This is a genomic window from Corynebacterium sp. 11A, from assembly GCF_008930935.1.
Lineage (GTDB): Bacteria > Actinomycetota > Actinomycetes > Mycobacteriales > Mycobacteriaceae > Corynebacterium > Corynebacterium megadyptis.
In genome coordinates, this window is the sequence record NZ_PQMR01000018.1 from 1 (window position 1) to 25,376 (window position 25,376).

Here is a 25,376-nt window from a genome sequence, read left to right on the forward strand (position 1 = left end):
TCGCCCGCCACATGTTCGCTAACTACGATGGCGTGTTCAAGATCGACGGCGAGGTCGGCAACAAGAAGGTCTACGATCCCCGCTCCTACATGAAAAAGGCTGAGACCGGCATGGCCGAGCGCATCGTAGAGGCCTGCCAGGACCTCCACTCCGCCGGAACCTCCGTGTCCAAGTAACACCCCCCCTCACACCCTCCCCACAGCACACCACGCAACGGGGAGGGTTAAGCTTTGCTCCAAGCAAAATTACGGACGTCAGCCGGCAACCACCACGTCATAGCCACGTTCCTGCAAAGAGCAAATAACTTTGCTGTCGATGTCCGAATCGGTTACCACAGTTCGGATCGCCTCTGGGCCTCCTACCGAAGAGAATGAACGTTTCCCGAACTTGGAGGAGTCCGCAACCACGACTGGTTTCACCGCCCGCGAAGCCATAGCACGGTTAGTGAAAGCTTCAAATTCGTCAGTAGTACCCGGCCCACTGGAATCAAAACCATTAACACCGATAAAGGCCAAATCCATATTGATCTGCTCTAATACCTGAGTACTAAAAGGGCCTGTTAGCTCGCAGGAGTGCGAATTCATCACTCCCCCAACCACGACAATCCGCAGCTCTGGCCTTCCACTGAGACGGTAGGCAACGCTCACAGCATTTGTAACTACTGTCAAAACCGGAAGCGTCACCGGAGACTTTTCGGCATGCTTGGCCGCCCATCGAGCGATCTCTAAGGCCACCTCACTAACCGTGGTTCCGCCAGATAATCCAATAACTTGCCCAGGCTCTATAAAACGCATGCACTCCAAGGCTATTTGCCGCTTTTGCGCTGAATATGGAGACGTTGAAAGAAGCGAAAAGGTTGGCAAGCCACTATCGATAGCCGTTGCCCCGCCATGTGTCCGTAAAGCTTGACCCTTCTCTGCGAGTAGATCTAGATCACGGCGCGCGGTTGCCGCAGAGATTCCAAGCGTGTTTATTATTTGATCTACCGTCACTGTGCCATTACTATTAAGCATTTCCACGATAGATTGAAGCCGTTCCGTTCGAATCACTGCGCGAAGTCCTTCCGAGCTATTTTTGCCCTCCGTTAGCCCCAACTGATGAGGGTCACCCCTCTATCTTAGTATGCTTCCCCCCATCGTCCTATGTTGGATTCGCCGACCCGCCTACAGGCGCTTGAGCATCCGGGTGTCTAAAACCACTTTTCGGACGAGTTCATCGCATCACCATCTGTGCCTCCAAGCGCCGGCGCGCGCCAAGGGGCTACCAACTCCCACTTCGCAACTAGATCGACGTTAATGCCTTAGCAAGCCATGAGCAGGCTTGTAAGCTACTCATCCTTCCCGACACAACTTCGACATCTTGCAGTCGAAAGCGATGTACATTCATACACGCATTGCACATACTCTGCACAATCCTCTTTTTCAGATAAACATAGGCTGCGCTTAATTGGATATAAGTTGAGTCGGACAATGGTAATTCCAGCGCTGGATAGAGTAGGTCAAATTAGCGATATAGAGATTCCCTAAAATTAGGACCGGTTGCGAAGACGTGTTCGCCGGTTTTCTTTCGCTATCGGCTTCCACACGCGATCAAACTAATTCGCGCGGCCTAGATCTGCACCGAGCTCGCAACTTATATTCACAAGCAAGAGATATGCACCTCCGCCCCCGTCAGGGGCGCAGGTTTCTCATACGCATCCAGATACTGCACGCCGAGAGGGAACGTAACCTCTGAGAAACAATGCCGCGTTCTCTGCTGTGCCCTTGTGGGATTTTCAGATGCTTAACTCCAGCAGCATTTCGTCTCCCTCAACGAGGAGAGCCCCTCGACTCCTTTTCGCACAGGCCGCTCATCATAGATCCTGATGTAAGAGTCAGCGGCATTCCCACTCTCCTACTCGCTGAACTAGGTACGAGAGCTGTAGAGGTTGTGGAGTTCCCTCACACCGTAGATCGCGCTCCTCTCGTGTACTACCGCGCCTCCGCGGGCCGTATCGCCCGCGATCACACACCCCGCGACCGCCCCAACACGGCGTAGCCATATCGGCCCACCATGAGCGCTGAGTAATTAAACTTATGCAACTATGACTCAGCCCTCCGCAGCGGCCTCATCTGCCACCGCCAGCCCCCGCGACCCCAGCTACTTCGATCAGCTCGCGCCCGGCGTCACCGTGGAGGTGCGCAATGAGTCGTGGCTGGTCACCCACGTAACCCGCTCCACCGATGGCTTCCGCATCAAGGTCCGCGGCCTCAGCGATTATGTGCGCGATACCACCGCTACTTTCTTCACCGCCCTTGACGATGTCCGCATCTTCGACCCTGCCGCGGTCACTCCCGTACCGGATCATTCCCCGCGCTATCGCCACTCGAAGCTGTGGCTGGAGTCCACGATGCGCCAAACCCCGGTGCCGCTGCGGCAACAGGAGCTCGACGTGGCCACCCGTATGCTCGCGGACCCGCTCGATTATCAGCTCGCCGCCGTGCGCATGGCTCTCGACCCCCAGCGGGTACAGCCCCGCGTGTTGCTTGCCGATGCCGTCGGCCTGGGCAAGACCCTCGAAATCGGCATGATCGCCGCCGAGTTGATCCGGCGTGGGCGCGGGGAGCGCATTCTGGTGGTCACCCCGAAGCATGTGCTGGAGCAGTTCCAGCAGGAGCTGTGGACGCGCTTTTCCATTCCGCTGGTGCGTCTCGATTCGATCGGTATTCAAAAGGTGCGCCAGAAGCTACCGGCCAGCAAAAACCCCTTCACGTACTTCCCGCGCGTGATCGTGTCCATGGATACCTTGAAGTCGCCTAAGTATCTCGCCCAGCTGGAGAAGGTGAACTGGGACATCGTGATTGTGGATGAGATCCACAACGCCACCAATGCCGGCACGCACAATAACCGCTTGGTGCGCACGCTCGCGCCGCGCACGGACGCGCTGATCCTCGCCTCGGCCACCCCGCACAATGGCGACCCGGACTCGTTTAAGGAGATCCTGCGCCTGCTCGATCCTCTGGCCGTGAGCCCGAGCGGAGTGATTGATGAGGCCGCCGCCAAGGACCTCATCATCCGCCGCCACCGCAACTCCAAGGAGGTCGCCTCGGTGGTGGGCGATAAGTGGGCGATTCGCGCGGAGCCCACCAATATCCTCATCGAGGCCTCGGCGGAGGAAAATGCCGTGGCCCGCGAGCTCAGCGAGACGTGGGTGAGTACGAAACTGGCCGGCGACCTTTTCCCGTGGACTTTAGTCAAGGCCTATCTTTCCTCCCCCGCCGCCCTGCTGGAGACCATCGATAACCGCCTACGTACTCTGGCCGCGGATTCCGCGTCTGCCACCAGCGCCGCCCAAGTGCAGGCCCTGCACCGGCTGCGCGAGCTGGCAGAGCACATCACCCCCGATAATTCCAATAAGTACTTCCAACTCGTGGACTATCTGCGCAATGAGGTGGGCATTAAGAAGCGCTCCTCGCAGCGGGTGGTGATCTTCTCTGAGCGTGTCGCCACCTTGCACTTCCTCGAGACCAACCTGAGCAAGGACCTCAAGCTGGGCAAGGGCGCGGTGAAGGTCATGCACGGCGGCATGTCCGATGTGGAGCAGATGGAGCTGATCGACGAGTTCAAGCGCGCCGATTCCAGGCTCCGGGTGCTCATTACCGGCGATGTGGCCAGCGAGGGCGTGAACCTGCACAGCCAATGCCACCACTTGGTGCACTATGACATCCCGTGGTCGCTCATCCGTATCCAGCAGCGCAATGGCCGTATTGATCGCTATGGCCAAACCAACCCGCCGCAGATCGCGACGTTGCTTCTGGATCCCGAGGAGGGCATCGGCGAGACCCACGTATTGGAGAAGCTCGTCGAGCGTGAGCACGCCGCCCACCAATTCCTCGGCGATGCCTCCTTGCTCATGGGCAAGCATTCCATCCGCAGCGAGGAAGATAGCGTCCGCGATATTCTTCGGGGCCGCCGTGATCTCGATTCCACTATCCGCACCGCGGAAGAGGTGGTGCGTGACGCCCGCGACCGCGCCGCCCGCCACGCCGAAGACCCCGGCGCCGGCGCCGACACCGACGCTTCTGCCGCGGATGCCCCCTCGGCCGAGAGCAGTGCAGACGAGCGGGCCGTGGATGATCTCTGGGCCATGCTCAACAGCGGCACCCTGGTCCTCGACGAGGAACCGGAGCAGCCACTCACCTCCTCGGCGGCTCATAGCCTGTTCTCCAGCGAGCAGGACTATCTCGTGCAGGCCCTCGCGGAGGCGTTTCATGATGTGGCCTCGGAGTCCCCGGCGCGCGGCGGGGTGTCGATGGAGCTGCACGATAATGACACGATGGAGCTGACTCCCCCACCGGATCTGCAGCGCCGTTTCGATCTGCTGCCCCAGGACTATGTGGACTATCGCCAGGTAAAGAAGCGCCTCATGCTGGCTACCTCCACCGCCCGCGGCGAGTCGCAGCTGCAGGCGGCCCGCGATAACGATTCCAAGACCTGGCCGAAGGCACACTATCTGGGCCCTCTGCACCCGGTATCGGATTGGGCCGCCGATCGCGCTCTGTCCTCAATGGCAAAGTCCGAGATCCCCGCGTTCACCGGCAACGTGGAGGAGCTCACGGTGCTGCTCATGGCCACGCTCACCAGCTCCCGCGGCCAGGTAGTCACCCGTTCCTTCCTGCTGGCCACCCCGGGCCAGTTCGGCCTGGATGTGCCCGAGGGTATCCCTGCGGCCACGGTGGATACCGTCACCGATCCCATCGCCATGCTGCGCGAGATCGGTTTGAATGAGCAGGCGATTTCCACTGGCTCGCTCAGCGTTCCACCAGAGACGAACCGACTGATCCGCGCGGCGCTTGCCGCAGCGGAGACACATGTGGACGCCATCCAGAGCGCCGGCATCGCCGAGGCCGAACACCGCGCCGCGGCGTGGTCGAAGCGCGCCACCGAATGGGAAAGCGCCAGTGGCCACAGCTCCGGCCGGGCGCCCCGCTCTCGTGCCGTGGTGGACAAGCAGCGTGAGATGCTCGTGGCCACCCGCCCGCAGCGTTCCCTTATCCGCCCCCTCGCCGTCATCATTCCCGCCACCACCCCCAGCGCATAACAAGGATCTCCCCCATGGCTTCTTTCGATTCCATCGCCAACGTTGACGAGTGGATCAGCGATTACTACCTGACCAACGATGAGAACACCAAGGGCGCGTCCTTTGGCAAGCGCGCCGAGGACGCCGTGAAGGTGTGGAAGGCCGACGATAAGGATTCCGCATCTTCCACCTCCCCGTGGGGTCGGCTCACTGCCCAGCGCAATGAGCTGCAGACGGCGCTATCCACCATTGACCCCGCCACTCCTTCCTCGGTGGCGACTGCCGCCGCGGCCATCGAATCCGCCTGTGGCTATCCGCACCCCGCAGCGCAGGAGGTGCAGAGCAGCGCCGGCACTCTTGCCTTCACCGGATCGCTGCAGCACAAGGCCGCTACCCTTCGTGTTTCTCCCATCACCAGTATTGAGGAGCTGGTGGAGGCTACCCCGCTGAGCCCGCCGAGCTTGGATGGCGCCGAGCTGGAGTGGTCGGCCACCAAGCTGGTGACGGAGCTATTCCTCAGCGAGGAACAGCCGGCCTTCATCGTGCTAATCGCCGGCTCCTGGGTGATTCTCGCAGAACGCGATCCCTGGCCTCTCGGTCGGTATTTCGGCGTGGATGTGGCCCTTGCCGCCGAGCGCAATAACACCAAGAATCGCGGCGAGCTGCAGCAGGTGTGCGCCGCCCTGGCGTGGGAGAACATCACCTGCGCCCCCGATGGCAGCACCTGGTGGCTTGAGACGCTCGCCGAGTCCCGCGAGCACGCCGTGAAGGTGAGCGAGAGCCTCCGCCAGGCCATTAAGGAATCCATCGAAATCATCGGCAATGATGTGCTGGATCGCCACCGCGAACAGCGCCTGCCCATTGATCTCGACGGCAATGAGCTGGCCAAGCAGTCGCTGCGCTATCTCTATCGCATCCTCTTCCTGCTCTTCGCCGAGGCCTCCCCGGAGCTGCAGATCCTGCCCACTGGGGTGCCCGAATATGACGAGGGCTATGGTCTGTCGAACTTGCGCGACCAGATCCTCATCGAACCTCCCAGCGAGCGAGCCGCCCGCGGCACCTACCTCTACGACAGCCTCGATCTCCTCTTCTCCTTGGTAGATCAGGGCCACGATCCCTTGGACCCCACCGCCGAGCTTTTCGACGCCAACGCCGGCGCCGATGGCCTCCGCTTCCGGAATCTCGCCGCGGATCTCTTCAAGCCAGATGCCACCGCGTATATCTCCCGCGTCAAACTCTCCAATGCCGCCCTCCACACGGTGCTGCAAAACCTGCTGCTCACCCCCGAAACCTCGGGCCGTGAGCGCGGCTTCGTCTCCTATGCCACCCTCGGTGTCACCCAGCTCGGCCAGGTGTACGAGGGCCTGATGTCCTATACCGGCTTCATCGCCACCCAAGAGCTGCTGGAGGTCGCGCCCCACGGCGATCCCTCCAAGGGATCATGGGTTGTGCCCGAGTCGCTAGCCGCCACTCTGCCCACGGACAGCTTCGTCCAAGAGCGGATTGACGACGCCATCTCCGGCACCCGCACCCGCAATCGTCGCCACAAGGCCGGCTCCTTTGTGTATCGCCAATCCTCCCGGGATCGAGAGCGCTCGGCCTCCTTCTATTCCCCGCCGGTGATCACCGAGTTCACCGTGGGCCAGGCCATCGAGGAGCTACGCAGCTCAGGCCGTATCAGCTGCGCCGATGATGTGCTGAACCTGAGTATCTGCGAGCCGGCGATGGGCTCCGGCGCCTTCGCCGTGGAGGCCGTGAACCAGCTGGCAGAGCTCTACATCACGCTAAAACAAGAAGAGCTCGATGAGCAGATTCCGGCAGAGTCCCTCACCGAGGAACTACAAAAAGTAAAGGCCTCCATCGCCCTGCACCAGGTATATGGCGTAGACCTCAACCGCACCGCCGTGGAGCTCGCCGAGATCTCGCTGTGGCTAAACACCATGACCGCCGATTTAAAGGCCCCATGGTTCGGCCTGCACCTGCGCCACGGCAACTCGCTTATCGGGGCGACGCGTTCCACACTGAGCACAGATGCTCTCACCACCAAGCAGTACCTCTCGGAGCGCCCGCGGCACCACAGCGTGCAGACGGTCTCGGAAGCCATTATCACGCAGAGACCCGATCCGAAGGTCTCCTCGCGGGTGCATCACTTCCTCGTTCCCGCCCTTGGCTGGGGTGCCGCCAGCGAATCCAAGGACCTCAAAGCCATGGCGCCCGAGCAGATCGCAGCCATGAAGACGTGGCGAAAGTCGGTGCAGAAGGGCTTTAGCAAGACACACGCCCGCGAGCTCGCGGAGCTCTCCGAGCGGGTCGAGGTGCTATGGCGCTTTGCTCTGGTGCGCCTGCGCATCGCAGACCAGCAGGCCCGGCGCACCATTAACCTATGGGGCCAGCCGGAGCAGCACAGCGCCGGCGCGGTCACCCGCGCACAGATCGAGCAGGAGCTCTTCGCTAATCTCAACGGCTCCTATCAGCGCCTGCGGCTGATCATGAACGCCTGGAACGCCCTGTGGTTCTGGCCGCTGAATGAAACGGAGCTGCTCCCCAGCCGTGAGGAGTGGCTGCGCACGCTTCACCACGCCTTGGGCCGGGCCAATGACGCCCTGAAGTCTGGAAAGAAGCAGGCCGAGGGCTTCGGCTTCACCATGGATTGGGAGGACTTGGACTTTATCGAGGATCTCGAGTTCAAGGCCTCCGGCGCCCTGAAATACGAGGAGCTGCTGGAGGCGCACCCGTGGCTGGCCATCGTGGAGCGCGTTAGTGCGGAGCAGAGTTTCTTCCACTGGGATCTCGACTTCGCCGCCGTGATGGCCGAGGGCGGTTTCGACTTCCAAGTGGGCAACCCGCCGTGGGTGCGGCCCGACGTGGACGTGGATGGGCTCCTCGCTGAGCACGACCCATGGTTCAAACTTGCCACCAAACCGACCCAAAAGGAAAAGCAAGCACGGCGCAAATCCTTGGCGGACAATGACGCTGTTCTTGCAACGATGTCGCGCGGTATTTCCGATTCTGTAGTCGTTGCCGCTGTGCTTGGCGATATCACCCGCTACCCCCACCTCAAAGATCAGCGACCTGATCTCTACCGGGGCTTCATAGAGCGCACCTGGGCCAATGCCAGCAACACTGGTGTGATCTCTTTGATCCACCCCGAATCACACTTCACAGAGAAGAAGGCTGCACCCCTACGCATAGGTGCATATCGTCGTCTGCGCCGCCACTGGCAGTTCATCAACGAGCTCAAGCTCTTCGATGTGGATAATCACGTCACGTACGGCGTTCATGTTTATTCCATTGCCGTAGACGACCCCAGATTCCTTTCTGCGAACTCTCTCTACCACCCCACGAGCGTGAGCGATTCTTTTAAGCACGATGGAAGCGGCATACTCCCCGGTTTCAGGGACGAGAACGATAACTGGGATCTGCGGCCCCACCGTGATCGAATTGCCACCGTGGATAAGAACACCCTCGAGCTGTGGAAGTCCGTTCTCGAGGATCCCGACACGCCGCTGCTGGAAACGCGCATGGTCTATACCGTGAACACCGCTGCTGCCGCCGTTCTGGAAAAGCTCGCTGCCGCAGATCGTATTGGTTCGCTGGGGCTACAGTTCTCCAGTGGTTGGAATGAAACCACAGACAAGAAGAAGGGGTACTTCGACACCTCGTGGCAGCATCCAGATTCCTGGGCCGAGGCGATTCTGCAAGGCCCACATCTGGGCGTATCCACGCCCATGATCAAGCAGCCCAATCCCACGATGAAGAGTAACAAGGACTGGTCCGAGATCGACCTTGAGGCCGTAGCCGAAGACTTTATTCCTGCGACATCATATGCATTCGATGATTCCTTGGATCAAGCTGCGATAAATGGCTTGTTTGGCACGTGGACCGTAGACGGGAAAAAGGAGTATGCGTCATCATTTTTCCGCGTCGGATGGCGAAACATGGCTGCGACTACCGGTTTTCGAACGCTCTACCCTTCCCTACTGCCCGCAGAGTCCACGCACTTGTACACCATTACTTCTGCTGGGCCGATGGGAGATGTGAGAACGCTTGCCGCAGCATTCACGGCCAGCTCGTTCCTTGTAGATTTCTATCTGCGATCAACTGGGACGGGGCATATTATGGCGACTGTTTTCGAAGTGCTCCCCCTCGGCACCGAGAACGCACTGTGGCCCATTGCGGCCCGCCGCTATCTGGAGTTGAACTGCCTTACCCGCGCGTATGCGCCCTTGTGGGAGCAGATCACGGGTGAGGAGTGGACGCCGGAGACTCCGCTGCGGAACGCGAAGGAGCGCTGGCATGCGCAGAATGAGATTGATACCATTGTGGCCTTGTCCTTGGGTATCAGCGCTGATGAGCTGTGCATGATTTATCGCACCCAATTCCCCGTGATGCGTCGCTACGATCGGGAGGATCTTTATGATGCGCATGGCCGTAAGGTACCGAAGGAGATTGTGAAGCTTCAGGAGAAGCTGAAGCCCGGCGCGGAGCTGTCCGCGGCGGAGCGCACCTGGACGCACCCGCAGTCCGAGGTGTCCTATACCTTCGACTACCCCTTTGCCCCGCTGGATCGTGAAGCCGATCTGCGGGCCGCCTATGAGGCTTTTTCCAAGGAGCTATAACCCACCATGTCCAGTATCATCCCCACGCATGCCTCGAACCACATTATTGGTGGCTTGAGTGAGTACCTGGCCACCAGCTTCTCCCTGGCGGAGCAGGCAACGGCGGCGGGGCTGAAGGAGTTTCTCACCAACTCCGAGGAGGGCATGTTCCATGGCCCCTATGTGCGCACCCGTTTGCCCTATGCCCCAGCCTCGGACTGGTCGAACCTTCTAGGCTGGCTGCCGGAGCATTTTCTTCCCTACCGGCACCAGGCGGAGGCGTTCCGCAGGTTGGCGTCGTCACGCGATGGCAAGGAGCGGCGGCCAGAGCCCACTCTGGTAGTCACGGGAACAGGCTCGGGTAAGACGGAGTCCTTTCTCTATCCGATTCTGGATCACTGCCTGCGCACCACGGGGCGGCGGGGAATGAAGGCGCTCATCCTTTATCCGATGAATGCACTGGCTAATGACCAAGCGGCGCGTCTGGCGGAGCTGATCACCACCGATCCGCGGTTGGGCGGGATTCGTGCCGGTATCTATACCGGTGAAACGGCTGACTCGCACCGTCGGACCGTGAGCGAGGCGGGGCTGATCACCGATCGGGAGACGATGCGGCTGGCCCCGCCGGAGATCCTGCTGACCAACTACAAGATGCTGGATCAGCTCTTGCTGCGCGATGAAGACCAGCAGCTATGGAAGGAATCGGCCACAAGCCTGCAGTATGTGGTGCTCGATGAGTTCCACACCTACGACGGCGCCCAAGGCACCGATGTGGCGCTGCTGCTGCGGCGCATGGGGTTGAAGATCAAGGCCCTCCAGCCCGAGGGCGAGTTAAGCGAGGAGGACAAGGCCCGCCCGCTGGGGCGGATCACGCCGGTGGCTACCTCCGCAACACTGGGCGATAACAATTCCGAGCCCACAGAGATGCTCGAGTTCGCGCACACTATCTTCGGCGAACAGCTACCACCGAGCTCCGTGGTGCGCGAAACCGTGCTCACCATCGAACAGTGGCAGCGCAGCATTGCCGAGTTCACCGGAATCGAGGCCAAGTCCACGCCCGCGCCGACGGCCGAGGCGATGCAGGAGATGAATCGCGCGATCGAACAGGCCACCGCGGCCGAGGATCATGTGGAGCACGATCGCATCGTGCGCCGAGTGCTCGGCAAAAAACTACTCGGCCTGGGCGCGGAGACCTCCGTGGAGCACACGATTGCGGCGGCCTCGCGCAATGAGTGGGTTCTTCAGCTGCTGCAGGCAACGAGCCGGCCGGTGGCGATAACGGAATCCTTCGAAAAGGACGAAACTCCGCTGGATGCCCAACTCTTCCATGCCGAAACGCTACGTCAGCTCGGCGCGGACGCAGCCACCTTTATTGCCCACACCCTGACCTTGATCGCGCACCTGCGCGCCGAGTTCGGGGCGCTGCATGGCTGGCACGGCAAGAAATTCCCCGGGGTAGAGACCCACCTATGGGTGCGGGAGGTATCGCGCATCGACCGCGCCGTAGAGCTCAACGCCGCTGGGGCAGCAATGTTTCGCTGGTCCGATAACGGCACCACCGAGGGCAACTGGTTGCCGGCCTGCTACTGCCGTAACTGCGGGCGCTCGGGGTGGATGGTTAGCGTCCAGCCCGGCGATGAGCGCATCGAAACCAACCCTAAAACCATCCGCGGCCACAGCGTGCGCAAACGCACCATGATGCGGCCGCTCATCGACGCCTCCAGTGAGCTGCGCTTGGGACACGATCGCCTGGCCGAGGACCACTCCATGCTGGCCTGGCTGGATCTGCCCAATGCGCAGCTGAGCGTGAGCGAGCCCGAAGAGGAACACCTGGACTTCGGCGGCGTGGTGCGGGTTCTCACCTATGGCGGCGAGGACGTAGACGAGCTTGCCCGCCAGAACGTCTGCCCCTCCTGCGGGGAGCGCGACTCCATCCGCTTCCTCGGCTCCTCCGTGGCCACGCTGCTTTCCGTGGCCGTGTCCAATCTCTTCGGCATGGACGATGTGGACGCCGCAGAGAAGAAATCACTGGTGTTCACCGACTCCGTGCAGGATGCCGCGCACCGCGCCGGGTTCATGCAATCCCGCGCCCGCACCTTCGCCTTCCGTGGCCGCACCAATGCGGCCATCGACCATGCGACCACCCTGGACACCCTGCCCAAGCAGCTCATTGCCTCCGCCGATGCAGATGAGGTCCCGGCGCGCTCCCGCTTTGAGCTCCTGCCGCCCTGGGTGGCGGAGAATAAACGCTTTGCGCCCTTCTGGGATCCCAGCTATTCCTCGGGGCAGCGCGGCGAGGCCACCAAGCGCCTGACCAAGGTGCTGGAGCTGGATGTGGCTCTCGAGTTCGGTGATCGCGCCGATCTGCCCCGCTCTTTGGTCTCCACCGGAACCGTGTCCGTGGGCGTGGACGTAGACGATGCGGTGCTGGAGCCCATCGCTAAAGAGGCTCTGCGCAGCGCCTTCGGCGAGACGCAAATGGCGGCGTTTATCTCCCATGACCCCGCCACCGGCGATGCACTCGATGGTGCCGGCAGCGAGCTGGCCTGGGCCCGCGGCCTGCTGGAATACACCCGCCTCAGCGGCGGTATCTACACCGAGCTGCTGCGCGCCTTCATCAAAGACGACGGCAACGAGTACATGCTCTACCGCCGCGAAGCCGCCGCCCAAGGCGTGCCCCGCTTCCCCCAAGGCGGCGCCCCGCACTTTCCCCGTGCGGGCGGAAAACTCGCTGGCGCAAAATCGAAGAACTCAGTGCTGCCGCTCTCCGAGGAGCGCGGCTGGTGTGCCCGCTGGAGCGCCGCCCACTTAAGCATCGACACCCGCCACGCCGCCTGGGCCGTCACCGCGCTATTTCGCCTCTTGGCCGCAGAGGGCATCGTGAGCAGCCTCGAGTCCAACACCGGTGCCACCATGTACTATCTCGAGCCCTCGCGCATTCGCGTGGTGCACGAGCCCGATCCAGGCATCCTCGAATGCTCGGTGTGCCACCGCCGTTTCGGCGTGGACGCCCACGGCCGCGAACTATTGGCCCACACCCCCTGCCACTCGCTCGGCTGTGAGGGTCGATTCGAGGTGGTGGCTAATCCGCACAACTACTACCGCAGCCTGTATAGCTCCCGGGACTCCCGCACGGTCATCAGCCGCGAGCACACGAGCTTGCTGGCGACCGCGGATCGCTTGGAGATCGAGGAACAGTTCAAGGCGGCCGTCGATAAGCAACAACCGGATGCGCCGAATGTGCTGGTGGCTACCCCTACCCTCGAGATGGGTATCGATATCGGGGATCTGTCCACGGTGATGCTGGCCTCCCTGCCGGAGTCTGTGGCCTCCTATGTGCAGCGCGTGGGCCGTGCTGGGCGTTTGAGCGGCAACTCGCTGGTGATCGCTGTGACCCGCGGGCGCGGGAAGGCGCTGGCCCGGCTGGAACGGCCGCTGAGCACCATCAATGGTGTGGTGCAGCCGCCGGCGGCCTTTTTGTCTGCGCGAGAGATTCTGCACCGGCAGTTCTTGGCCTATGTGATCGACACCATGGACTTTGCCGAGCTGGACGTGTCGGCGACGCGCGCGAAGTCCGTCTTCGGCTATGGCCTGCAGGACTTCGAGGGCACGGTGGTGGCCGCGCTGATCGATCGCATCGAGGCGGGGATCGACGCTGAGCTCGATGCCTTCCTGGACAGCCTGGGCGAGTTTGCGCCCCAAGCCGTGAAGGAGGAGCTGCGGGAGTGGGCCAGCACCCAGGCGGTGGCCGTGCTGCGCGAGAGCCGCAGTACCTGGCAATCTCACCGCGCAATGCTCATGGAGCGCAAAAAGGCGGTGCATGCCACGCTCGATGAACTCAACCGCGTCGCTGAGAGCAATAGCGCCGATGAGGAAACCGAGTTGCAGCTGCGCCAAACCCGGGCGGCGGCGAATTTCATCAACAGCCAGCTGACCTCCGAGTTCGAGGAGGAATATTGGATCGCCGTGATGGAGCGCGCGGGCCTTTTGCCGAACTTCACGCTCTTGGATGAGACCGTGGAGTTTCACCTTTCGATCTCGCGCACCGACGCCGATACCGGGGAGATCGAAACGCATGCCCGCGACTATTCGCGCGGTATCTCCTCCGCGCTCTTCGAGCTCGCCCCGGACGCCACCTTCTATGCCCAAGGCATTGCCGCCACGGTGGACTCGGTGGAGCTCGGACCGGATAACGCCGCTGTGCAACGGTGGCGGCTCTGCCCCAGCTGCTCCTACTCGCGGGTAGAAACCCCCGACTCTGATACGCTTCCCTGCCCACACTGCGGCGACGCTCGCTTTGCCGATGCCGCGCAGGTGATCAACGTGGTGGAAATGACGCGCGTCTACGCCAGCGTGGACTATTCGCGCTCCGCGATTACCGACGCCAAAGACGATCGCACCTCGGTGCGCTTCGAACGCGCCCTGTCCATGGTGGTGCCCGAGGGCGGCTATGGCGAGGGATGGTTCTTGCGCGAAACCGGTTTCGGTATCCGCTACCTGCCCTCGGTGAACATGCGCTGGCTGAACTTGGGCCGCGCCCAAGGCGGAATGCGCCAATCCCTGTGTGGCGCCGAAGTGGAAACTCCCATGTTTCGCGTGTGCCGCGAGTGCGGCCACAAGGATTCCGAGGCGGGATCGAATCACTGGCGCGACCACAAGCCCTGGTGCTCCCTGCGCAATGCCGCCGACGAGGACACCATCGCCTTCGCCCTGGGACGCACCCTCACCACCCAAGGCGTGCTCATGCACCTGCCGCCCAGCATTGCCGCCGCCGATGAGAACGCCACCCCGAGCCTCATCGCCACGATCCGCATGGGCTTCAAACTGGCCCTCGGCGGCAACCCCGACCACCTCGATGTGGCGCCGGTCCACGCCAGCACCCACGGCAAGGTGAGTCCCATGCTGCTGCTGCATGACACGATCCCGGGCGGTACCGGCTATCTCTCGCAATTCACCTCCTCGGCCGATATTCGCCGCCTGTTGCTAAAAGCCTATGAAAAGCTGGAGCACTGCCCCTGCCAGAACGATCAGCGCCAAGCCTGCCCCGAGTGCCTACTGCCCTTTAGCGCCGGCAGTGATGTGGATAAGACCTCGCGGGAATCAGCGCTGGCGGCGATCACCAAAATCCTGGTGGATGATCTCCACCCGGATGACAGCGTCGATCCGCTGCGCGAGGAGAACCTCTGGGAGGGCCACATCACCGAGGAAGCCCCGGAGCCGGATAGCCGCTCAGCACTCGAGGTGATGTTCCTCGAGCAGCTGCGCGCCGATCTCAAGGCCAAGGGCGCGCGCGTGCAGGAGCAAACAGTGGGCAACCATGCCCGCTGGACCATCAGCTTCCCGAACTCGCCCCACCAGTGGACCATGCACGAGCAGAAGGATCTGGTAGAAACCAAACCCGACTTCTACTTTGAAACCGATAACGCCACCGTGAGCACCGTGGCCGCCTATCTCGACGGCTATCAGTATCACGCGAGCCAGCTGCACAACCGGGTGGCTGGGGACATCACCAAGCGGTCACAGCTGGCCCGCCGCGGCATGTACCCGTGGTCCATTACCTACAAGGATCTCGAGGCCCGGCGCGCCACGGCCACCACCGGCGTCACCGAGACGCCCCGCTGGTATGTGGGGCAGCTGCGTGGGGTGCTCAATGAGAAGCTACGGCTCCAGGATTCCTTCCACGAGCTGCTGCTGCGCGATCCCATGACACAGCTGCTGGAAATTCTGCATCACCCCACCCATCGCTGGGATAAGCTCGGCGAGGCCGCGGCCTTCCACATCTCCTGGGCCGCCCAGGAACAGGGACCCCAGCTGCTGGGGCCGGCGGTGGATCTGCGCCGCGTGGACAAGGGCGTGCGCATCAGCTTCATTCCAGACCAGGAAGGCTCGGACAAAGACAGCTGGAACCGCTTCTTGCGCATCTCGAACTTGGGCTTCCTCAGCAATAACAGCGTGCTTATTGATGTGTGCGATAACAGCGAGTTCTCGGCGGTGGAGGCGGCAGTGCCCGCAGCTGCTACAGCGGCGAGCCCGGCTGCGGCGGATACCTCGGCTGCGTCTCACACTTCCGAGATCAGCGACGCGTGGGCCGAGGTGCTCGAGGAGTGGGATGACGATGAGGAGGCGGTGGCCGCGCTGCGTGTTCTCGCACGCGCCGGGGTGGCCGCGCCCGAAAATATCGGCGAGGAGATCGACGGCGTCTCCACCATTGCGGTGTGGGAGCTCGAAGACACAGAGCAGAAGCTGGCGCTGCTCTTCGACGACAATGAGCTCGCCGCGCCGTGGCTGAGTATCACCATCGCTGAGCTCAGCGATGCGGAGAACCTGCCGGAGGTAGTCCAGCGCCTGCGCGAGTAGGCGCACGCGCCGAAGGTGGGCGTCGATAAGCGTGCGCAGGATGCGGCCACCCCATAGCTATCCCCTCCCCTATCGGTGAGGGGATAGCGTGGCCAGCAGCGAGGGGCTTAACCCTTGACAACTCCAGCGGAGAGGCCGGACTGCCAGAAGCGCTGCAGGCTGAGGAAGAGAATGATCATCGGCAGCAGGACGTTATCCCACGCCGCCACGAACACACGGTCTGCAGCCCCGCAAGCATGAGCAAGCCGCCCACACAATCACCCCAGAACTCACCATCGGCGCTCCCACTTACGTCATCCGGGCACTATCCTCATCAACGGTCTCGGCGATCTACTGCTCCAAGTTCGAGTCGCCGCTGTAGGGAATGCCGCGCCCTTAAGAACGACATGTATGGCGATCTGTTTCTTCCCCTCTGGAATAACGATCACTAGGAAAACCCCGCCACACAGAGCTCCTTTGTTGTTTTAGCGTCTCATCAGTGTTGGACTGTGCCACAATCGACGAGGAGTGCTTTGTATGGCACGAATCGCTCGGCAGAAATAGCCGGCTGCTTCGCGGCCTGCTCATACCCCCTTCACAACGGATCGTCCGGCACGTACCTGCCGGTGAAGAAAGGTGTGCCAGATCATGGCAACTGTGACTTTTGATAAGGCGACGCGCGTCTATCCTGGCGCGACAAAGCCCTCCGTCGACTCGCTCGACCTGCACATTGAGGACGGCGAGTTCCTCGTTCTCGTCGGCCCCTCCGGCTGCGGTAAATCCACCTCGCTGCGCATGCTCGCAGGCTTGGAGGATGTGAATGCCGGCCGGATCTTGATCGGCGGCAAAGATGTGACCGCGATGCAGCCGAAGAACCGCGATATCGCGATGGTGTTCCAGAACTACGCCCTCTATCCGCACATGAGCGTGCGGGACAATATGGGATTCGCCCTGAAGATCGCGGGGGCCGCCAAAGAAGAGATCAACCGGCGGGTGGACGAGGCCGCGGGCATCCTTGACCTCACCCAGTTCCTCGACCGCAAACCCAAGGCACTTTCCGGCGGCCAGCGCCAGCGCGTGGCGATGGGCCGCGCCATTGTGCGCCAGCCCCAAGTCTTTTTGATGGACGAGCCGCTCTCCAACCTAGACGCTAAGCTCCGCATCCAAACCCGCACCCAGATCGCGGATCTGCAGCGTCGATTGGCCACCACCACCGTGTACGTCACCCACGATCAGACTGAGGCGCTGACCATGGGCGATCGCATTGCGGTGCTCAAGGATGGCATTCTCCAGCAGGTCGGAACGCCAGAGGAAATGTATGACAAGCCGGCCAATGAGTTCGTCGCTGGCTTCATTGGCTCGCCCTCGATGAACTTCGGGACCTTCACCATTCAGGGTGAGCGCGCGGTGCTCGGCGACGCGGAAATCCCCGTGCCCCGCGACGCCATCAGCGCCCTGAAGAAGGAGGACCAGGGCACTCTCACCGTGGGCTTCCGCCCCGAATCCCTCGAGCTGGTGTCCGCCGATACCCCCGGCGCCATTCCGCTGCACGTGAACCTCGTGGAGGAGCTGGGCTCTGACGCCTATGTCTATGGCTCCTTGGCCGGCGCCGACCCCGAGCAGGCACCGACGTCGGGCTCCATCGATTCCACCCTCATCGTGCGTGTTCCTCCGCGCACCGTAACCAAGGGCGATGGCACGATCTACGTGCGCATTCTTCCCGATAAGCAGCATCTCTTTTCCCCCTCCACGGGAGAGCGCCTGATCGACTAACCCCCTCGTCACCTTCATTTCAGCGCCCCGCCGCACCGCACTAGCTGCGCCGGGGCGCTGCTGCGATGGGCGCTAAAAAACCTCGCACCCCAAGCCTGCATGTCAGAGAAATTGTCGATGTTCGCGACAGGTTTGCAGCTCAACGACGGAACCTGCAGGCCAGGCAGCTTCTTTCCGACGTAGCTCCCGTGATATCGCCGTCACCGTGGCGAGTAGACACTGTGGCGCCCTCAGCCAACCAGAGCCCCTCAGTAATCCCATGCCCCACAAGTGTGCCAACAGTCCACATATTGGCGGCGGAAAACCGCCTTTACTGGACGTTGAGTAAGTAAAATTGGAGATCTATGACGCCCCACCGAGAGGCCGAGCGGTGTGTGCACGAGCGCGCCATCGGCACCACCGGACGGCGCATCAGACCATCCACTTCAACGACGTGGTGGAGAGCTCGCTTCTTTTTCACGCCTATCTAGTGAAGGTGAATTCATTGAGTACCCGCACCACCTACTCGACAGCCACGAAGGCATCGGCACTAGCCCTCGCCGCGGGCCTGTGCATCGCTGGACTGACAGCATGCAACGACAATGACACCACAGCAGCCCCATCGACTAGTGAGGCTACGACCACCACCATCACCGAAACCTCAACAACGACCGTCGCCCCAGATGAGTCAACCGAAAGCAGCGCGCCGCAGTCGAGTAACTCTGAGAGCCCGGCCGGAGCCTCGACATCGGAAGCCGAAGCAATCGCATTAGCCGCGGCAGAAACAACGTTCGGCAGTGGCAGTTGGGTTGTCTCTGATAGCTCGGAGTACGACCCAGATAGTGATATGTCGTACATCCTGCTTGACAATAATGATCTGCGCGTTGACCTACGGGTCGCACTTTTTCACAAAGGTTCGTTCCAGGAATTCGCAGGTGACGATCGCGTAGCAATCGCGGGAGCCACAGCGGATCCCACCGGCGTTCGCGTGTCTTTTGTGGACAGCGCAGCCTTTCGCGCTTCAGGAGAACCACTAGCGAACAGGTACGCCTTCACCAAGGAGGTTGTCTACTACTGGAATGGTGACCACGTGTCTTATGAAGGAGAGATGCCGGCACCGCCTGAGCTTCCGTAGAGGCCACGCCGAAGTGTGGTGGCGGGTGAGCATCACAGGCGCCAATGGAGGCGATCCTGGTTGATCGCTGACTACGAGTGTGATCATCAGCCAGAGGCCCGCACTACCAGCACGTATCTACCGTGAAAGCGCGGAAGCGCCACCTCCTATGCCCCGAGTTCGACTGTGGCCGGCACCGCCCTAGCCACCTTGGAGCTAGGAGGTCCGTGCACAATAGCCGCATATAACACTGACTTCCAGCACCTAGCCTCGAGTCATATACTGAACACTATGTCTGGATGTCATCGCGCTCCCTCTCGTCTTCCCCGCGTATCCCGCCGCGTTGTGTCGGCTCTATCCACGGCGGTGATCGCCTCGGCCGCCGCCCCGCTACTGGCCACCTCGGTTGCGGCGGCGCCGGTACCACGCACCAACCCCAATGGCACCATCGATGCCCCAGCGCGCACGCAAATCTCTTTTGAACACACCCCCACCGGTATCCATGCGGGCACCGCGAACGAGCATGAGTCCCGCCCCGGGCTGTCGATCGTGAAGATGTACATCGCCGACTACGTCTTTAGACACGGCACCGCCGAAGAAAAAGCGCAGGCCACCCAGATGCTGCGCACCTCGGATGATCGCATCGCCTCCCAGCTCTATGCGAAGTATCCGCAGTCCATCAACGCCACTGCCCGCACCTATGGCCTGCATGACACCCACGGTGCCGCCCACTGGGGTAATTCCACTACCTCCACGGCAGATAGCGTGAAATACCTTGAGGCGAAGAAGCGCGAGAACCCCACCGATCCGGTACTCGTGGCCCTTGCCACCGCATCCCCCGTGGCGGCCGATGGCTATGCCCAGAACTTTGGCACCTCCACGCTGCCTGGGGTGATCGGCACCAAGTGGGGCTGGTCGGATGATCGCCGCTCTTTCCATGCCTCCGCCAGCTATGGCCGTGACTTCTCCGTGGCGGCCGCCACCAATGGCTCCGCCGCGCAACTCACCCACGATGTGCAGTCTGCTTTCGGCCCCAACGAGCACATCCCCGCCCCGCCGAGCCTGCCCAACCCCGTGGGCTCTGCCGATGTCTCGCTCGTGAACTACCCGGCGCGCCAGGTGCTGGATCAGCAGCTCGGCCATATCGCCCCACCAGTGAGCGATCCGGTGCTGGCGGTGGTTCCGGAGTATGTGCCGCTGCCGCAGCCGGTGGCCGCGGCCCTCCCCCAGCCGCGCTAAACGCACCCGCTCACCCCGCGCGAGGTGGAGGTAGCCACGCTGGCGCTCAGCGGGGCGGATACCCGCAGCATCGCCGCCGAGCCACACACGAGCGCAGGCACGGTGCGCAATCACGTCTCCAGCATCATCACGACAACACAGACCGGCACTCGCTATGAGGCTGCCCGCGTTGCCTGCGATCAGGGTTGGCTATAGGAAAGAAACCCTCAGCGATGGCGCATTCACTAAGCTGTGCTTCACACGGATACGCCACTGCGGCGCGAGTGGGCGTCGATAAGCGATCGCGACAGCACATGGAGTGAAGTGAATGAGCAGCACCCTGATGATGGGAAAGAATTTCCATTCCGTTCCGGGAATGGAAAAACAGATTCTGGCCTTTATTGAGAAGATCCAAAAGGACCCGAGTCATCCTTCCCTAAGGATCAAGCCGCTGAAGAACACCGCCGATCCGCGGGTGCGCACCGGACGGGTGACGGACAAATACCGCGCGGTGCTCGTGGAGCTCGATGGCTCGAACGGGCGGCTGTTCATGCTGCTGCACGTGGATAATCACGATGAGGCCATCGCCTATGCGCAGACGGTGACGGTGAAGATCAACTCCACCAATGGCGAGGTGGTCATCGACAATAGCGGCACACCGAGCGCCTCCACGTCTCCGGAACTGGATGCGGAAATCGAATCCCGAGCCAAGCAGCGCGCCGCGGAAATTGCCGCCCAACAGCTTGCCGACGCCCAAAAGGACCAGTCGGATGCGAGCGTGGGCACCCCCGCCCAGCTGCCGCAGACCCCGCCGCGCGAGATCCTGCGCGCCGCAAGTATCAGCACCGAGGATCTCCGCACCGAGCTGGGCCTGTCCCCCGATACCATCGCCGCAGTCCAGGCCGCCGAGAACGACACCGTCTTGGAGGAGCTGCTCGCCGAGCGCCCCGAGTTTGAGCACGACGCCATCGTCGGGCTGCTCGCGGGAATGAGCATCGCCGAGGTGGTTGAGGACCTCGAGCTCGAACACATCGACGCAGATGACGAGACCGCCGGCAGTGATGACACCATCATCAACTCGCTGCAGCGCTCCAGCTACTGGATCGACCCCTCCGAGCTGGACCTCAAAGAAATCCTCGAAGAGGGCAGCTTCGCTGAGTGGCGCACCTTCCTCCACCCCTCCCAGCAGCGTGCCGTGCAGAGCCAGCACCGCGGCAGCGCCCGCATTCTCGGCGGCGCCGGCACCGGCAAAACGGTGGTGCTGCTGCACCGCACCCGGTATCTCTACACCCACGGCGCCCAGGGCGGGCCGGTGCCGCGGATCTTCCTCACCACCTTCACCAAGGATCTCGCGCGGCAGCTGAAAACCCAGATGAATGTGCTGGACCCCTCCTATCCCGAGGCCGGGATGCCCGGGACCCCTGGGGTGTGGATCAACGGTATTGATTCGGCGATCTACAACTTCATCACCAATGCCAATAAGGAGGAGCTCGACGCCGCCCTCCAGGCCACTTTGGGGATCAGCAGCTCCTTTGTGCCCCGGCCGCTCGATGACCGCGAGGTGCACAAAAACTGGGAGCTGGCCGCCGAGCTCAATGGCGAGGGCCTGCCCCAGGACAAGCGGCATCCCGCATTCCTCAACGATGAGTTCACCGATATCATCCTCGCCCACTCCATCACCGAGATGAAGGACTATCTGCGCATTACCCGCACGGGCCGGCGCACGCCCTTGGGCCGCAAAGAACGCAAGATCGTCTGGACTATCGTCAAGGCCTTCATCCGGCGCTGCTCAGAGGAAAAACGCCTCACCTATCCGGCGCTCGCCGTGGTGGCCGCCCACATTTTGGAGGCCCGCCAACAGCCCTTCTTTGATCACGTGGTGGTTGACGAGGGCCAGGACTTCCACGCTGGGCACTGGCGCTTCATCCGCGCCTGTGTTGCCCCCGGCCCGAATGACATTTTCCTCGCCGAGGACTCTCACCAGCGGATCTACGGCAATCAGCTGCCGCTAAGCCGCTTCGGCATTGAAACCCGCGGCCGCGCCACCAGTAGGCTGCGCCTGAACTACCGCACCACCGCGGAAAACCTCAGCTATGCCTCCGCCATCCTCGAGGGTGTGCACTGGCTGGACTCCAGCGGCGAGGAGGACACCCTCACCGGCTACCGCTCCGTGCGCACCGGCCCGCTGCCGCGGATCGTGCACGCGGCCACCCCAGAGGAAGAAGACGCCGCTATCGAGCGCGCCATCACCGCGTGGAGCACCAATGCCAGCGCCTCCACGCATATCGGCGTGCTCTGCCGCGATAAACGGCGCGTGGTCATGCGCACCAGCCATTTGGATTCCGCCGGTATCACCACCAGCACCCTGCGTTCCGGGGCCGCCACCCTCGAGGCGCCGGTGTCGGTGATGACGATGCACAACGCCAAAGGCATGGAATTTACCCACGTGATCCTCGACGGCATCAATGAACAGGCCATTCCTCGGCGCGGCGGGCGGATGCCGCTTCCCGACGCCGAGCGCGAGGACGCCCTCCAGCGGGAACGAGCCCTGCTCTACGTGGCCGCATCCCGTGCCCGTGACGAGCTGCTCATCACCACCATCGGCGAGCCCTCCTCCCTCTTGCCGGAGTGTGGCGAGCGCTAAACCTCAGCCACACCTCAGCCGAGAGGCGGCGGCACCGCCGCGCGCATGTTGGATTATTCACAACAACTCAACAAAACGGGCATGGAAACCCACAATCACGGCCCCGCGGAGTAGCCTTGTTTAGCGATGACGAGCACACAAGGTAAGACCAGCACCGCTGCTTCGAACGGTGCCCACGGAACCCTGCACACAGAAGCCACAACCCTCACCGGCTGGGGCCGCACCGCCGCCACCACGGCTCACGTGCTGTCCACCCCCGATGTGGAAGAGATCGTTCGCGCCGTCACCCTCGTGGCGGAGCAGAACGAATCCAAGCCCAACCATCTCAAGCGCGGCATCGTTGCCCGCGGTATGGGCCGCTCCTATGGCGACCCGGCTCAAAACGCCGGTGGCCTCGTGGTGGATATGACCCCGCTGAACCACATCCACTCCATCGATACCGAGACCGCCATCGTGGACGTGGACGGCGGCGTCACCCTCGACCAGCTGATGAAGGCCGCCTTGCCCTATGGGCTGTGGGTGCCGGTGCTGCCCGGAACCCGCCAGGTCACCATCGGTGGCGCTATCGGCCCCGATATTCACGGCAAGAACCACCACTCCGCCGGCTCCTTCGGCGACCACGTGGTGTCTATGGAACTGCTCGTGGCCGATGGTCGCATCCTGCACCTCGAGCCGGAGGGCTCCGCGGATGATCCGCAGGGCGAGCTGTTCTGGGCCACCGTCGGCGGCATGGGGCTCACCGGCATCATCCTGCGGGCGCGCATCAAGATGACCCGCACCGAGACCGCCTACTTCATTGCCGATGGCGATCTCACCGCCAACCTGGACGAGACCATCGAGTTCCACTCCGATGGCTCCGAGAAGAACTACACCTATTCTTCTGCCTGGTTTGATGCCATCTCGCCCGAGCCGAAGCTCGGCCGCGCCGCGATTTCGCGTGGCTCCTTGGCCACCCTGGCTCAGCTGGAGGAACTCAACCCGAAGCTGGCGAAGGACCCGCTGAAGTTCAACGCCCCGCAGCTGGTGACCGTGCCCGATATTTTCCCCAGCTTCACCATGAACAAGATGTCCATGGTGGCCATCGGCGAGCTGTGGTGGATTAAATCCGGCACCTATAAAAACCAGGTGCAAAACCTCACCCAGTTCTATCAGCCGCTGGATCTCATCGGCGAGTGGAACCGCGGCTACGGCAAGCGCGGCTTCCTGCAGTACCAGTTTGTGGTGCCGCGCGAGGCGGTGGAGCCCTTCAAGTCCATCGTCAAGGACATTCAGGCCTCCGGCCACTACTCTGCACTCAACGTGTTCAAGCTCTTCGGCGAAGGCAATAAGGCCCCGCTGTCCTACCCGATGCCGGGCTGGAATGTGTGCGTGGACTTCCCCATCAAGAAGGGCCTCGGCCAGTTCTTGGATGATCTGGATCGACGCGTGATGGAGTTTGGCGGCCGCCTCTACCTGGCCAAGGAATCCCGCACCACCGCCGAGAACTTCCACCAGATGTACCCCGGCATGGAGGGCTGGCTGAAGACCCGCAACGAGATCGACCCGCACGGTGTCTTCGCCTCCGACATGAGCCGCCGCCTCGAGCTGCGCTAATTTACGCCCGCGCAAGAAAGGAATCCACATGCTGAACGCTGTAGGCCAAGCCCAAAATATTCTCCTGCTCGGCGGCACCTCCGATATCGGACTCGCCATCGTCGAGCGCTTCCTCAAGGAAGGCCCAGCTCGGGTGACCCTCGCCGCCCGCGAGGACTCCCCGCGCGTCGCCGAGGCCACCGCCCGTATGGAAAAGGCCGGCGCCTCCGCCGTGGAAGTGCTGGACTTCGATGCCACCAACACGGACTCCCACGCCGACGTGATTGATCTCGCCTTCGCCGCCGGTGATGTGGATGTGGCCATCGTGGCCTTCGGCATCCTCGGCGATAACGAGGAGCAGTGGCAAAACCAGCAGGAAGCGGTCAAGGCCGCGAATATCAACTTCACCGGCGGCGTGTCCGTGGGCACCCTGCTGGGCCAGAAGTTCAAGAAGCAGGGCCACGGCCACATCGTGGCACTGTCCTCGGTGGCTGGGGTGAAGGTACGCCGCTCCAACTTTGTCTATGGCGCCACCAAGGCTGGCTTCGACGCCTTCTACGAGCAGCTCGGTGAGGCTCTGCGCGACAGCGGTGCCCACGTGCTCGTGGTACGTCCCGGCCAGGTACGCACCAAGATGACCGAAGAGCTCGACGAAGCCCCACTCACCGTCGATCGCGAGGACGTGGCCAACGCCGTGTTCAAGGGCGTGAACAATAATAAGGACGTGATCTGGGTTCACCCGCTCTTCCAGCCAGTGATGATGATCCTGCAGCACGTGCCGAAGCCCATCTTCCGCAAGCTGCCCTTCTAAAAGCCTGCCCTAGCCGCTGCAACTACTGCAGCCGCCTCATCCGCCCCGCCCGGCGTTCTCCGCTGCTCTCCGCAGAGGACGAGCATCGCCGGCGGGGTGGTTGCGTATGCGGGTGATTAAGGGACGGGGAGGGTGGCGTCGATAAGCCCCAAGATGCATTAACTGAGCAGCGTGGATGTTTTCCATCCCCGCACACGGGTGTGTCACACTAAATGCATGAGTACCAGCACTGCCACAGATGGCTCCCTGCGCGGTCCCCGCCCTCCCCGCCC

At 62.2% G+C, this 25,376-nt stretch carries 10 protein-coding genes and 2 pseudogenes; 11 read left to right on the top strand and 1 reads right to left on the bottom strand.

Going from position 1 to position 25,376, the window contains the following annotated elements; all coding sequences use genetic code 11:
• A pseudogene (locus GBB18_RS10275) lies at window positions 1–176 on the top strand (class II fructose-bisphosphate aldolase); the annotation flags it as partial.
• 78 nt (window positions 177–254) lie between these two features.
• Here GBB18_RS10275 and GBB18_RS10280 read toward each other — a convergent pair.
• A complete protein-coding gene (locus tag GBB18_RS10280; RefSeq protein WP_151529614.1) occupies window positions 255–1,049 on the bottom strand; it encodes a DeoR/GlpR family DNA-binding transcription regulator in 795 nt (264 codons plus the stop codon).
• Window positions 1,050–2,083: 1,034 nt separating this feature from the next.
• On the opposite strand from GBB18_RS10280, the gene GBB18_RS10285 reads away from it, so the two are divergent.
• From GBB18_RS10285 to GBB18_RS10330, 10 genes and pseudogenes are all read left to right on the top strand, one after another.
• Window positions 2,084–5,080 carry a DEAD/DEAH box helicase gene (locus GBB18_RS10285; RefSeq protein ID WP_151641602.1) on the top strand — a complete coding sequence of 999 codons (2,997 nt, stop codon included), beginning with the start codon at window positions 2,084–2,086 and terminating at the stop codon, window positions 5,078–5,080.
• A 14-nt stretch (window positions 5,081–5,094) separates the two neighbouring features.
• Complete coding sequence (locus tag GBB18_RS10290) at window positions 5,095–9,678, top strand: DNA methyltransferase (RefSeq protein WP_151641603.1); 4,584 nt, start codon at window positions 5,095–5,097, stop codon at window positions 9,676–9,678.
• A gap of 6 nt (window positions 9,679–9,684) precedes the next feature.
• Window positions 9,685–16,014 carry a DEAD/DEAH box helicase gene (locus GBB18_RS10295; RefSeq protein WP_151641604.1) on the top strand — a complete coding sequence of 2,110 codons (6,330 nt, stop codon included), beginning with the start codon at window positions 9,685–9,687 and terminating at the stop codon, window positions 16,012–16,014.
• A gap of 627 nt (window positions 16,015–16,641) precedes the next feature.
• Window positions 16,642–17,766: an ABC transporter ATP-binding protein gene (locus GBB18_RS10300; RefSeq protein ID WP_151641605.1), complete on the top strand. Its 1,125-nt coding sequence runs from the start codon at window positions 16,642–16,644 to the stop codon at window positions 17,764–17,766.
• A gap of 433 nt (window positions 17,767–18,199) precedes the next feature.
• Window positions 18,200–18,880: a hypothetical protein gene (locus tag GBB18_RS10305; protein ID WP_151641606.1), complete on the top strand. Its 681-nt coding sequence runs from the start codon at window positions 18,200–18,202 to the stop codon at window positions 18,878–18,880.
• Window positions 18,881–19,150: 270 nt separating this feature from the next.
• Entirely contained in the window at window positions 19,151–20,098 is a 948-nt protein-coding gene (locus GBB18_RS10310) for a hypothetical protein (RefSeq protein ID WP_151641607.1), read from the top strand.
• An 18-nt stretch (window positions 20,099–20,116) separates the two neighbouring features.
• A pseudogene (locus GBB18_RS10315) lies at window positions 20,117–20,293 on the top strand (LuxR C-terminal-related transcriptional regulator); the annotation flags it as partial.
• A 112-nt stretch (window positions 20,294–20,405) separates the two neighbouring features.
• Window positions 20,406–22,721 carry a 3'-5' exonuclease gene (locus tag GBB18_RS10320; protein WP_151641609.1) on the top strand — a complete coding sequence of 772 codons (2,316 nt, stop codon included), beginning with the start codon at window positions 20,406–20,408 and terminating at the stop codon, window positions 22,719–22,721.
• A gap of 126 nt (window positions 22,722–22,847) precedes the next feature.
• On the top strand, window positions 22,848–24,314 hold the full coding sequence (locus tag GBB18_RS10325) for an FAD-binding oxidoreductase (protein WP_151549809.1): 1,467 nt from the start codon (window positions 22,848–22,850) through the stop codon (window positions 24,312–24,314).
• 28 nt (window positions 24,315–24,342) lie between these two features.
• The gene (locus GBB18_RS10330) at window positions 24,343–25,104 is read left to right on the top strand and encodes a decaprenylphospho-beta-D-erythro-pentofuranosid-2-ulose 2-reductase (protein WP_151641610.1); all 762 of its coding nucleotides are present in this window, start codon (window positions 24,343–24,345) and stop codon (window positions 25,102–25,104) included.
• The last annotated feature ends 272 nt before the right edge of the window (window positions 25,105–25,376 follow it).

Coding starts and splice junctions, on each gene's coding strand:
- GBB18_RS10285 (WP_151641602.1), top strand. CDS start 2,084: ATGACTCAGCCCTCCGCAGCGGCCTCATCTGCCACCGCCAGCCCCCGC.
- GBB18_RS10290 (WP_151641603.1), top strand. CDS start 5,095: ATGGCTTCTTTCGATTCCATCGCCAACGTTGACGAGTGGATCAGCGAT.
- GBB18_RS10295 (WP_151641604.1), top strand. CDS start 9,685: ATGTCCAGTATCATCCCCACGCATGCCTCGAACCACATTATTGGTGGC.
- GBB18_RS10300 (WP_151641605.1), top strand. CDS start 16,642: ATGGCAACTGTGACTTTTGATAAGGCGACGCGCGTCTATCCTGGCGCG.
- GBB18_RS10310 (WP_151641607.1), top strand. CDS start 19,151: ATGTCTGGATGTCATCGCGCTCCCTCTCGTCTTCCCCGCGTATCCCGC.
- GBB18_RS10320 (WP_151641609.1), top strand. CDS start 20,406: ATGAGCAGCACCCTGATGATGGGAAAGAATTTCCATTCCGTTCCGGGA.
- GBB18_RS10325 (WP_151549809.1), top strand. CDS start 22,848: ATGACGAGCACACAAGGTAAGACCAGCACCGCTGCTTCGAACGGTGCC.
- GBB18_RS10330 (WP_151641610.1), top strand. CDS start 24,343: ATGCTGAACGCTGTAGGCCAAGCCCAAAATATTCTCCTGCTCGGCGGC.